The 10,659-nt window shown below is 63.8% G+C and carries 8 protein-coding genes; 1 reads left to right on the top strand and 7 read right to left on the bottom strand.

Annotated features, from left to right (window positions below; all coding sequences use genetic code 11):
* Positions 1 to 369: 369 nt before the first annotated feature.
* Positions 370 to 1,029: a hemolysin III family protein gene (locus WKI89_RS06015; RefSeq protein ID WP_337868268.1), complete on the bottom strand. Its 660-nt coding sequence runs from the start codon at positions 1,027 to 1,029 to the stop codon at positions 370 to 372.
* Between the two features lie 178 nt (positions 1,030 to 1,207).
* Here WKI89_RS06015 and WKI89_RS06010 point away from each other — a divergent pair, with 178 nt between their 5' ends.
* Positions 1,208 to 2,416 (top strand): PQQ-dependent sugar dehydrogenase, encoded by a 1,209-nt coding sequence (locus WKI89_RS06010; protein ID WP_337868267.1) that lies wholly within the window; start codon positions 1,208 to 1,210, stop codon positions 2,414 to 2,416.
* 200 nt (positions 2,417 to 2,616) lie between these two features.
* On the opposite strand, the gene WKI89_RS06005 is transcribed toward WKI89_RS06010, so the two are convergent.
* The 6 genes from WKI89_RS06005 to xylF all read right to left on the bottom strand — a co-directional run bounded on the left by WKI89_RS06005 (position 2,617) and on the right by xylF (position 10,621).
* On the bottom strand, positions 2,617 to 4,992 hold the full coding sequence (locus WKI89_RS06005; protein ID WP_337868266.1) for a glutamine--tRNA ligase/YqeY domain fusion protein: 2,376 nt from the start codon (positions 4,990 to 4,992) through the stop codon (positions 2,617 to 2,619).
* A gap of 58 nt (positions 4,993 to 5,050) precedes the next feature.
* A complete protein-coding gene (locus WKI89_RS06000) occupies positions 5,051 to 6,094 on the bottom strand; it encodes a Gfo/Idh/MocA family oxidoreductase (protein ID WP_337868265.1) in 1,044 nt (347 codons plus the stop codon).
* Positions 6,095 to 6,106: 12 nt separating this feature from the next.
* Positions 6,107 to 7,453 (bottom strand): hypothetical protein, encoded by a 1,347-nt coding sequence (locus WKI89_RS05995; RefSeq protein ID WP_337868264.1) that lies wholly within the window; start codon positions 7,451 to 7,453, stop codon positions 6,107 to 6,109.
* A gap of 25 nt (positions 7,454 to 7,478) precedes the next feature.
* Positions 7,479 to 8,249, bottom strand: coding sequence for an ATP-binding cassette domain-containing protein (locus tag WKI89_RS05990; RefSeq protein ID WP_337868263.1), 771 nt, complete (start codon positions 8,247 to 8,249; stop codon positions 7,479 to 7,481).
* A 2-nt stretch (positions 8,250 to 8,251) separates the two neighbouring features.
* Positions 8,252 to 9,472 (bottom strand): sugar ABC transporter permease, encoded by a 1,221-nt coding sequence (locus WKI89_RS05985; RefSeq protein WP_337868262.1) that lies wholly within the window; start codon positions 9,470 to 9,472, stop codon positions 8,252 to 8,254.
* A 111-nt stretch (positions 9,473 to 9,583) separates the two neighbouring features.
* The gene (gene xylF / locus WKI89_RS05980) at positions 9,584 to 10,621 is read right to left on the bottom strand and encodes a D-xylose ABC transporter substrate-binding protein (protein ID WP_337868261.1); all 1,038 of its coding nucleotides are present in this window, start codon (positions 10,619 to 10,621) and stop codon (positions 9,584 to 9,586) included.
* Positions 10,622 to 10,659 lie beyond the last annotated feature (38 nt).

Genomic DNA, 10,659 nt, shown 5'->3' with positions numbered 1-10,659 from the left:
CACCCAGACGTAGGTAGCCACCAGGAGGGTTTCTGCGTCAAGATAGTACAGGGGGTGCTCTCTGTGGGTTTCCATAGCACCCCCTCTTTTTTACATCCCCTGGGGTAGGTCAAGTAGCACACGAAGGAATAAGAAGTCCTTTTGAGTTATTCCCTTAATATCCCCCGGCCACCAGTGGAATAGGGTGTAGCCCTGGGTAAGCGCTGGCTGGGTTAAATGGTGTTATAGTCGAAGTTCTAACCGGGGGCGGCGCTGATGTTGGGCCAGTTGCATGGCTCCACTTTAGTAGAAAGAGTATTGAAGATTTCTTATAACATGCCAAAATGAACCCCGCAAACTGCGGGGGCTTTTCCGTTTCTATCGGCTATCTCAGGCCAGATACACCGACAGCACCGCAAAGTACATCCCGGCGCTGCCCAGCAGCACAAACACGTGCCAGACGCCATGAAAACCCACCAGTCTAGGCAGTAGGTTGGGCCATTTGGTGGCGTAGACCACCGCCCCAAGGCTGTAGGCCACCCCACCCGCAACCAGGAAACCCAGGGCCCAGGGGTTGAGTGCCAGCTTGGGCAGCAGAAAGACAGAGAGCCAGCCCATGCCCAGGTAGGTGGCGGTGTAAAGCCAGCGCGGGGCTTTGAGGGTGATTAGCTTGAGGCCCACGCCCAGCGCCGCCAGCGACCAGACCAGCCCCAACGCCCAAGGCCGCCAACTGGGTTCGAGTGCTTGCAACAACACTGGGGTGTAGGTTCCGGCGATAAAGAGAAAAATGGCAGCGTGGTCGAGCTTGCGAAGCCAGACCAAACCCCGCTCCGAGACCTGTAAAGCGTGGTACAGAGCCGAGGAGGTGTACATCAGGATCATGGTCAGACCAAATACCAGGGCCCCCGCAACTTTGGGGGGGTTGCCCTGGGCAAAGAACAGCAAGGTAACCGTGCCCAGCAAGCCCAGCACCGCCCCCGCCGCGTGGGAAAAGGTATTAAACGGCTCACGAACCGTTATGATGGAAGACAAATGAAAACGGTTTTTCATAACTTTGTGTGAGATCGTCTTATTCTTTGAATCCAAGACGGCTACCTTCTTAGTGTAGCAGCGAAAACATGAGATAAATACAATTTTCTCAAAGGATCTGAGTCGGCCGGTCGGTCGAGTTCGAACCATCATCTGGCGCTAATCGAACTGGCTTCAATTCTGCTAGCCTGAGCTCTAGATGACCTTGCTGCATCGGTTGGGTCTGGCGACGGTAGTGGCAGTGGCCGCTGGCGTGTTTTTTGAGACCAAGCCGCAACTGGTTGCTGACGAAGCGGCCCGGCGTATCCAACTACCGCCTGGGTTTGCCATCCAAATCTTTGCTGAAAACTTAGAGGGTGCCCCCCGCATGATGAGCCTGGGGCCCGATGGGCAGCTCTACGTAACCCTGATGTATGGAGGCCAGCTAGCGCGGCTACCCGACCACAACCGCGATGGCCGGGCCGACCGGGTGGAGGTGGTGGCGGACGGCCTGGAACTGCCGCATGGCCTCGAGTGGCACCGGGGCTGGCTGTATGTAGCTGTAAGTACGGCAGTGATTCGATTGCGGCTGGGCCGAAGCGGTTGGGAACGGGAAACCGTCCTCTCGGACATCCCCGGCCCCTCCGGGCACTTCACCCGCACGGTTCATTTTGGGCCAGACGGAAAACTTTATGTTTCGGTGGGCTCCGAGACCAATTTTGGCCCCGAGCGCGACCCCCGCCGCGCGGCCATCCTACGTTTTAATCCAGACGGCAGCGTGCCCGAAGATAACCCCTTTGCAGGCGACCCCGACCCCCGCCGCCGGGTGGTCTGGGCCGAGGGCCTCAAGAACAGCGTGGACTTTACCTGGACACCCCGGGGCGAGCTCTGGGCTACCCACAACGGCACCGACCACCTGGGCGACGACCTCCCCCCAGAAGAGGTGATTGTGGCGGTGCAACCCGGAGGTTTTCACGGCTGGCCCTACTGCTATACACCTGGCTTGGGTCTGAACCTGAAGGCCGAGCGCAGCGAGGTGCCCGACCCCCGCACCCAGGGCTTCGACTGCCGGAAAGCCATCCCGGCCCTGTTCACCGCCCCAGCCCATTCGGCGCCCCTGGGCATCACCTGGGCCAAGAACAGCCGCTTTCCAGCGGCCTACCGCGATAGCCTCTATATTGCTTACCACGGTTCGTTGGGCGTGCAAGACCCGGCCAAATACCGCGACTGCAAGATTGAGCGCTTTGTGATTCAAAACGGCCTACCGGTTCGCTCGGAAGTGTTTGCTACTGGTTGGCGGGAGCCGGGCCGGATGTGCCGCGATGCCTGGGGTCGCCCGGTGGGGCTGGTGATCGGAGCCGACGGTGCGATGTATGTTACGGATGCCAGAGGGGGGCGCATTTACCGCATCTGGTACAAGGGAAAATAAGAATTTGGAAAGCCCCTGACCATCCAAACTTGCTAGCGTGGCTCATATGCATTTCGGTAGTATTCACTTTGACAAGCCTAAACGATACTACCGAAATGCTTTTCTACTCCCTTCGGTCGGCTTGAATCCTTCACCTTTGACTCTGTCCAACAGTGAAGGATTCAAGCGAAAACGGTATCAGACAACTTCTGATGCTTGAGCTAACCCAGCTTTTGCGTTACCAGCTCCTGCACCCGTTGCGGGTTGGCCTGGCCCTGGGTCTCACGCATGACCTGGCCCACAAAAAAGCCCAGCAGGCCGGTTTTGCCGGCGCGGTAGGCCGCTACTTTGTCGGGGTTTTGGGCCAGGATGCGTTCTACGATGGGCTCGAGAGCCCCTGCATCACTGACCTGCTTCAAGCCCTTCTCATGCACGATTGCTGCGGGATCCTGGCCGGTTTGCAAGGCCTCGTTCAGCACGTCTTTGGCGATGCGGGTATTGATTTCCCCGGCCTCCAGGAGCCGCACCAGCCCGGCCAGCCCGGTCGGTGTTATCTTGGCCGCGCCAGAGCGGAGGGCGGCGCCCAGGTCGTTGACGACCCAGTTAGCCAGCAGCGCGATGGGGGCCTCTTGCGCGGCCTGCAACAGAAACTCGGCCAGCCGGGGCTCGCGGGCCAGTACCCGGGCCTCGGCTTCGGGGAGGCCCTGGGCTAAAAAGTGCTCGAGCTGGGCCTGCTGTGTGGGAGTGAGCGGGGGTTCGGACGGGGCCCCCTGGGTTTTGCGCGGGCCTTCGATAGCTTTGGCTTTGGGAACGGCGCGCCGGGTTTCCGGCTCGCTTTCCTGGGCGGTGCGCGCCCAGGTGTCCTTGAGCGTGACGATGCGGTTGAAGACCAGGGCGCCGGGCCGGGAGTCGAGGGGGTCTTGCCAGAAGTAGCCGTTGCGCTCGAGCTGGTAGCGGGTATCCCTGGGATCCTGGAGCACGCTGGGCTCGATGTAGCCCTGCACGACCTCGAGGCTCTTGGGATTCACAAAGCGCAGGAAGTCGTGGTCTTCGGGGGTCTCCTCATCTTCCAGCTCCCTGGCCTCGGCCTCGGGGTGGGGTACGGTGAAAAGCCGGTCGTAAAGGCGAAACTCGGCGGGCACGGCCTCGCTGGCGCTCACCCAGTGAATCACCCCGGCAGCCTTGGCCTCCTCGGACAGCAGGGTGCAGTGGAGCTCGGTCACCCGGCCCTGGGCGTCGGTTTGGTAGCTGTCGCAGCGGATCACCCCAGCCAGCTTCAGGCGCACGGTGCCGCCCGGGGTCAGGCGCTTGAAGCCTTTGGGCGGGTTCAGGGCGAAGTCGTCCTGCTCGATGTAGAGCTCGTGGGTAAGGGTTGCCTGGCGCACCGCTTGCTCAGGCCGGACGCGCCGCCCATCGGGCAGGGGCACCAGGCCGTCGGGGGATTCCTGGATCACGTCGTGGGGCCAGTAGGGGAGGGTTACGGTTCGGGGCTCGGTGAGGTTGGTGAGCACCACTTTGAGGGGCCGCAGCACCGCCATCACCCGGGGGGCGGTGGTGTTCAGGTCGTCGCGGATGGCTCCTTCTAACAGGGCGATGTCCACCGTGCGGTTGGTGCGCGAGATGCCAACCTGGCCTGCAAAACGGCGGATGGCCTCGGGCCGCACCCCCCGGCGCCGCTGGCCGGCCAGGGTGGGCATGCGGGGGTCGTCCCAGCCCCGCACATAGCCCCCTTCCACCAACTTGCGCAGTTTGCGCTTGGAGACCACGGTGTACTCCAGGCTGCGGCGGCCAAACTCGTACTGGTGGGGGCGGGGGGTCTGGTCGAGGGGGGGTTCGCCCCACAGGTGGTCCATCAGCCAGTCGTAGATGGCCCGGTTGTCCACGAACTCGAGGCTGCACAGGCTGTGCGTGACCCCATCCAGGGCGTCGGTGGTGGCCTGGGCGAAGTCGTAGGAGGGGTAGATGCACCACTTGTGGCCGGTGCGGTAGTGCTCGGCGTGCACGATGCGGTAGAGCACCGGGTCGCGCAGCTTCATGTTGGGGCTCGCAAGGTCAATTTTGGCCCGCAACACGTGCGCACCGTTAGGAAACTCCCCGGCCCGCATCCGGCGGAACAGATCCAGGTTTTCTTCCACACTGCGCTCGCGGTAGGGGCTGGGGGTGCCGGGCTGGTCCACCGTACCGCGCAGCCGGGCCATCTCCTCGGGCGAGACGCTGTCCACATAGGCCAGGCCCTTCTGGATGAGGCGCTCGGCCATCTGGTACAAAAGCTCGAAGTAGTCGGAGGCGTAGCGAACCCTAGGCCCCCAGTCCCAGCCCAGCCAGCGCATATCGGCAATTAAGGCTTCGGCGTACTCGGCTTTCTCGGCCTCGGGGTTGGTGTCGTCCATGCGCAGCCGGCATTCCCCGCCGTAGTCGTGGGCGATGCCAAAATCTATGTAGCTGGCGATGGCGTGGCCCAGGTGGGCATAGCCGTTGGGCTCGGGGGGGAAGCGGGTGACGATCTTTTTGTAACGACCGGCCTTCAGGTCTTCATCAATGATCTCGGTGATGAAGTTGGGGCTTACCAGACGGGGTTTGGGCGTTGAAGTGCTCATGCCAATATGCAAAGAATACACCGCATCCCGTATAAGACCCAAGGGTGGGGGCCGGGTTCTAGACCGATACCCAGGTGTTTTGCTGACTGCTCTGCACCGCGGCTTCTATAACCCGTTGGGTGATGAGGCCGTCCTCGAGGCTGGGGGTGGGTGGCCGGTTCTGGGCGATGCCCTCGAGGAAGCGCCGGGCCAGCTCGATGAACTGGAAATGCCCCCAGGAGGTCTCGGGGTCGCGCCCCCGCAGAAAGCTTGGGTCGAGGGGGGCTGGCCGGTAAAAGCCGGGGCGTGGGGCCAGCCAGAGCTGCGCGCTCTTGCCCTGGCCCCACAGGGCCGGGGAGAGCTTGAGGGCGCCTTTAGTGCCCTGGATTTCCAGCTCGAGCCGTTGATCGCCCCCGATATGTACCCTCGAGAGTGAGAAAGCCCCGGTCGCGCCGCCCAGCCGGGCCAGCACCGCGCCTTCGTCGTAGTTGGTGACCGGGTCGGGGCGCTGCAGGTGAATCCGGGCCTGGGCCATCACCTGGGTGAACTCGAGGCCCGTGACCATGCGCACCAGGTCGAAGAGGTGGGCCCCCAGGTCGGCCACCGCCCCCCCGGCCCCGCCGGTCTCGGCTTTGGCCCGCCAGGTGGTGGGGCCGGCCGGATCGCCCATATAGCCGCCGTGGAAGGAGCCCCGCAGGTAGAGCACCTCGCCAATCTCGCCCGCGCGCACCAGGGCCTGGGCGGTCTCGGCGGCCAGGTCGCCCCGGCTGGTGAAGGCGGTCAGGCCGATGCACCCTTGCTGCCGGGCGGCCTCGAGCAGGGCCTGGGCTTCGTCCAGGGTACGGGCCAGGGGCTTGTCCATGAAGAGGTGCTTGCCCGCCGCCAGGGCCATAAGGCCCAAAGGCGCGTGGGTGTCGTCGGTGGTGGAGATGGCCACGGCGTCGCAGTGTTGCAGCAGGTCTTCGTAGCGCTCGAAGGCCTGGGTTCCGTGGGCGCTGGCCAGTTTTTGCGCATGGGCCGGGGTGCGGCTGTAAATGCCGGCGATCTGGGCCCCGGCCTCCTTGAAAGCGGGCAGATGGGCAAACCCGGCCCACCAGCCTGCACCTACGATTCCGATTCGCATAAGGGTCTCCTTTCAATCGAAGCGGGCCACGTACTCGGGCTGAAGCAGGAAGGGGAAGAAAACCCCCTGGATATTGGATAAGGGCAGCACATCCTCGCTGAGCTGGTAGCCAAGCTGCTCCATAACCTGGCGCCGCCGACGGATGCGCTGCATCATGGCGGGGTCGAGGCGTTCCAGGGCCTCGCGCAGTTCGACATCGGCCAGTACCAGACCGTCTTCCATGTTGACCACGGCGCGGCCCTGCCGGGGGAGGGGGATGATGTCCTGCTGGATGGTCATACCGCTTTGCAAAGCCACCGTGGAACCCGGCGCGAAGGGGCTGGCGAGCCACTCGTCCAGGTGGATCAGGTGCCCGGGGTTCAGGGCGAGGTCCCAGGTATTGCTTTTGGCCTGGTGGGCCTGAGCGAACACCTCGCCTGCCGACACCCCCACCCCAAGGGCGGCATACCAGGCGTGCACCACCTGCAGGTAGTTGACCACCAGCTCCAGGTACTCGTCTGCATCGTCCTGATAATCTGCGCGCACCAGCCGCCCGGCCCGGCAGGTGAGCCCCCCGATCAGGCCAAAGGCCGCTTGCGCGTAAAAGCCCGGTTGAACCCTCTGATTGCGGGGGCTTTTGAGCCCGCTGGGGATTTCCGGGCCGAAGTTCACCATGGGGTGGCAGGAGAGCTCGAGGCCATAGGACACCAGATGCTGGGTGGCCTCCCACTCCGGCTGGCCTTCATAGAGGCCAAAAACCCAGTGCTTGATACCCTCGCTGGTGAGGGTGGCGGCATACTCGGCCAGCCGGATTTGCTCGGGCTCGAGGCGAACCCGCAGACCGCTTGCCGGGTGCATCAAGAGGTCGGCGGCGTTCTGGGGCGTCTGGGCGGTTACCTCCTGGACGGCCTCGACAATCCAGTGCGGCACGTCCAGGGCCTGCAGGGGCTTCCAGCCGATCAGGCCCACCCGCAGGCCCCGGCCCAGCCCGGCCTTGCGCAGCAGGCCCACCAGGTCGGTGCTGAGGCTCCGATCCTGGCCGGGCAGGCTGAACTCCTGGTAGAGCTCGAGGCGGGCCTTAATCTTGCAGGCGGCGCGGGCCAGGCCAAAACACTCGTTGCCCACCAGCAGGGTGGGGGTCTGTCCGCCCACCTGCACCCAGAGGGCCTCCTCGAAACGCGGGGTAAAGTCGGTGAGCCAGCCGAGGTTGGCGGCGTGTTCCCGGTCGGCGTAAATCACCAGGGCGTCGTAGCCCGATTGCTGCCGCCGGGCCTCGAGGTTCTGGTAGCGCTCGGCAAAGACTCGAGGCGGTATTTCCGGAACCCCATTGGGAACCTCGATGGCACGCAGCTTATGCGGTGCAAACGACACCCTGGGCATGGGCTCACCTCCGCGGTCGGGTTTCTCAGGCGTGCGAGACGGGCTGGTCGGCGGGCCGGGCGTTTTTGGGCATCACCCCGCCAATAATCATGCCCAGCACGTCGTCGTGGCTCACATCCTGGGTGTAGACCGTGCCCACCACCCGCCCGTTTTTCATCACCGTGAGGCGGTCGGCCAGGTCGAAGACGTCGTGCAGGTCGTGGCTAATCAAGAAGATGCCCACACCCTCGGCCTTGAGGGCTTTGATCAGCTCACCCACCTTGGCGGTTTCCTCCGGCCCCAGGGCGGCGGTGGGCTCGTCCATAATCAGGCAGCGGGCCTTGAAGTAGATGGCCCGGCCAATGGCCACGGTCTGGCGCTGGCCCCCGGACATCTGGGCTACCGGCAGCCGCAAGGAAGGAATCTTGACCTTGAGCCGATCCAGGGTCTTGCGGGCCTCGAGCTCCATGAAGTCTTCGTCCAGCACCACGCCCCGTACTTTTTCGCGCCCCAGAAAAACATTGGCCACGGCGTCGAGGTTGTCGGCCAGGGCCAGGGTCTGGTAGATGGTCTCGATGCCCAGGGCCTGGGCGTCCTGGGGGGTGCGGATGGTGACCTCCTGCCCGTTCACGAAAATCTGCCCTGCGTCGGCCTGGTAGGCCCCGGAGAGCACCTTAATCAGGGTGGACTTGCCCGCCCCGTTGTGGCCCAGCAGGCCCACCACCTCGCCGGGGTATAGGTTGACCGACACGTTGTCCAGCGCCTGGTTGCCGCCAAAGCGCAGGCTGATGTTGCGCATTTCAACAAGGGGGGTCATGCTTACCTCCGGTTCCTCAGGTAGACCGTGTTCCAGATGACCGCGGCCAGCAGCACCAGACCCAGCACCACGTTCTGCCACTCGGTCGGGAGGCCCATCAGCACCATCCCGCTGCGCAGGGAGGACATCAGCAGAGCCCCCAAAGCCGCCCCCACGATGGTGCCGCTGCCACCGGAGAGGGCGGTGCCACCGATGACCGCTGCGGCGATCACGTCGAGCTCGAGCAGGTTGCCCATGCTGTTGGTCACAAAGTTGAGCCGGGCCGCCTGCACCGCGCCGGCCAGGGCCGCCAGCATGCCCATCAGAGCAAAAACCGCCACCAGCATGCGCTTGACGTTGATGCCGGCCAGCAGGGCGGCCTCGGGGTTGCCCCCAATGGCAAACACGTAGCGGCCAAAGCGGGTGTTGAGGGCCACCCAGTTGAGCACAAACAGCACCACCAGGGTAATCAACACCGGTACCGGCATGCCTCGAGGGATGTTGGTGCCGGGGTAGGGGAAGGCGTTCATGACCAGCACGAAGGCCAGCACCAAGGCCAGCAGGGTGCCGGTGACCAGCCCCTCGGCCCAGACCGGGCGTACCGGCAGGCCGTTTTTGAGGCGGCGGCTGCGGTTGGAGAGGGCCTGATAGATGATGAGGGCCATCACCACCAGGCCCACCACCCAGGTCCAGAACTCGCCGATGGAGCCGTTGAGCCCCCCACCCAGCACCTTGAAGTTGTCATCCAGCGGCCCGATGGTGCGCCCGCTGGCCACGATGAAGGTGGCGTTGCGAAAGATGAGCAATCCAGCCAGGGTGACCACGAAGGCCGGCACCCCCCAGTAGGCCACCCAGTAGCCCTGAAAGGCCCCAATCAGCGCGCCCAGCACCAGCCCGGCCAGCAGCGCCAGGAGCCAGTGGCCGCCCCAGCCCAACGGTGGAACGGTCTGGATGAGGGCCATGATCATCCCGGTAAAGCCCAGAATCGAGCCCACCGAAAGATCGATCTGGCGGGTCACGATCACCATCACCATACCCCCCACCATGATGCCCACCACCGCGGTCTGCACCGAGAGGTTCCAGAGGTTTTGCGGACTCAAAAACTGGCCCGGCTGCTGCATGGTGAGAAGCTGGAAGACCGTCCAGACCACCGCCAACACAATCAGCATGGTCAGGATGCGGCCATCCACCCCCAGGCTTTGCACCAGGCTTGTGCGGGCCCTCGCTGCGCTTTGCATCTGCATCAAAAGTCCTCCGCTCTTTTTTTGTTGAACCCGATTATACCGTGCGATTCGCGGTTTGTTTGGCTTATAAAAAGGGTGGGCAACACGCCCACCCTTAGCAGATAGCTCATCCTACCGGCAGGCCGCCGGGGCGTTGGCCCCGCTCACCCCCTGGCAGAGGGCCTGCTTGGTGATCCAGCCGGCCCGCAGCACCACATCCAGGTTCTGGCGGGTGATCGGGATGGGCTTGAGCAGCAGGGCGTTCATGCGGACTTTGTTGGGCCCGTCGGCAAAGATGGTGCGGCCCGGCAGCTTGTCCATGGGTGTGCCACGGGCCAGCAGCACCGCAGCCTCGGCAGCGCGGCGGCCCAGCTCGCGGGCATCCTTCCAGACGCTGACGGTTTGCAGCCCCCGCGCCACCCGGTTGAGGGCGGCCTGGTCACCGTCCTGGCCTGAGACCGGCACCTTACCGGCCAGACCCACCGCAGCCAGCGCGGCCACCACACCCCCGGCGGTGCCGTCGTTGGAGGCCACCACCGCGTCCACTTTGTTGCCGTTGGCGGTGAGGATCTGCTCCATGTTGCGCTGGGCTACCTCGGGCTTCCAGCCTTCGGTGTACTGTTTGCCCACCACCTTGATGTCGCCCCGCTTGATGGCAGCATCGAGTACCTCGAGCTGCCCCTTATGCAGGAAGTCGGCGTTGGGGTCGGTGTTGGCCCCCAGGATGAAGGCGTAGTTACCTTTGGGCCGGGCCTTGAAAACTTCGCGGGCCTGCATACGGCCTACTTCCACGTTGTCGAAGGTGATGTAATAGGCGTAGTCGTTTTCGATGAGGCGGTCGTAGGCCACCACCGGAATGCCCGCGGCCTTGGCCTTGTCAATGGCGGGCAGGATGGCGTCTTTGTCCCAGGCCAGGATGATCAGGGCCTTGGCCCCGCGGGCGATGAGGGCATCAATGTCGTTGAGCTGCTTCTCGGATGAGCTTTGGGCGTCGGCGCTGATGTAGGTCGCGCCCATGCGGCCTAGCTGGTCGCGGATGGCCCGCTCGTCAATCTTCCAGCGCTCTTCCTGGAAGTTGGCCCAGCTAACCCCCACAATAATCTGCTGGGCAAAAGCCGGCACGGCCAGTGCAAACCACAACAACACCATCACTTTGGTGAATGGCTTCATGTTCCCTCCTCCTAAAATGAGCCGATGCGACCAATGGA

The sequence above is a fragment of the Meiothermus sp. genome, from assembly GCF_037443965.1.
Lineage (GTDB): Bacteria > Deinococcota > Deinococci > Deinococcales > Thermaceae > Meiothermus.
This window is presented reverse-complemented; position numbering and strand designations above follow the sequence as displayed.

What these genes read in the sequence shown, in the direction of transcription:
- xylF (WP_337868261.1), bottom strand. Translation starts at nt 10,621, where the DNA reads ATGAAGCCATTCACCAAAGTGATGGTGTTGTTGTGGTTTGCACTGGCC.
- WKI89_RS06000 (WP_337868265.1), bottom strand. Translation starts at nt 6,094, where the DNA reads ATGCGAATCGGAATCGTAGGTGCAGGCTGGTGGGCCGGGTTTGCCCAT.
- WKI89_RS05995 (WP_337868264.1), bottom strand. Translation starts at nt 7,453, where the DNA reads ATGCCCAGGGTGTCGTTTGCACCGCATAAGCTGCGTGCCATCGAGGTT.
- WKI89_RS06015 (WP_337868268.1), bottom strand. Translation starts at nt 1,029, where the DNA reads ATGAAAAACCGTTTTCATTTGTCTTCCATCATAACGGTTCGTGAGCCG.
- WKI89_RS05990 (WP_337868263.1), bottom strand. Translation starts at nt 8,249, where the DNA reads ATGACCCCCCTTGTTGAAATGCGCAACATCAGCCTGCGCTTTGGCGGC.
- WKI89_RS06010 (WP_337868267.1), top strand. Translation starts at nt 1,208, where the DNA reads ATGACCTTGCTGCATCGGTTGGGTCTGGCGACGGTAGTGGCAGTGGCC.
- WKI89_RS05985 (WP_337868262.1), bottom strand. Translation starts at nt 9,472, where the DNA reads ATGCAGATGCAAAGCGCAGCGAGGGCCCGCACAAGCCTGGTGCAAAGC.
- WKI89_RS06005 (WP_337868266.1), bottom strand. Translation starts at nt 4,992, where the DNA reads ATGAGCACTTCAACGCCCAAACCCCGTCTGGTAAGCCCCAACTTCATC.